This is a genomic window from Bacillus sp. AR2-1 (assembly GCF_008368755.1).
In the GTDB taxonomy this organism is placed as follows: Bacteria; Bacillota; Bacilli; order Bacillales; family Bacillaceae_G; genus Bacillus_A; species Bacillus_A wiedmannii.
Window position 1 is genome coordinate 9,538 of record NZ_QORY01000047.1, and the last position, 358, is coordinate 9,895.

Below are 358 nucleotides of genomic sequence, written 5' to 3' on the forward strand. Positions count from 1 at the left end.
CCGGCGGGGCGGAGTTGTATCTCCTTGGCCATTACCACTACTTGGCGGTGTTGTATCTCCTTGGCCATTACCACTACTTGGCGGTGTTGTATCTCCTTGGCCATTACCACTACTTGGCGGTGTTGTATCTCCTTGGCCATTACCATTGCTTGACTTACTTTGCTTTTGCTCTTCTGGTTTCTTTAATTCCTCTTTTTTCTTTTGCTTTTCTTGTTGCTTATTTTGATCATTATCTCTTAGCTGTTCAGTCGTATTTGGAGAAGAATCAAGTTTCTCACCTTTTATACGCAATTCGCTACCTTCTTGAACTACACTATTCGGCATTTTAAATTGCGATTTATCTGTAGCAAACTTACTC

The 358-nt window shown here is 41.6% G+C and carries 1 pseudogene; it reads right to left on the reverse strand.

The features are described from left to right. Positions 1-358 (reverse strand): annotated as a pseudogene (locus tag DT250_RS31990) (penicillin-binding protein); the annotation flags it as partial.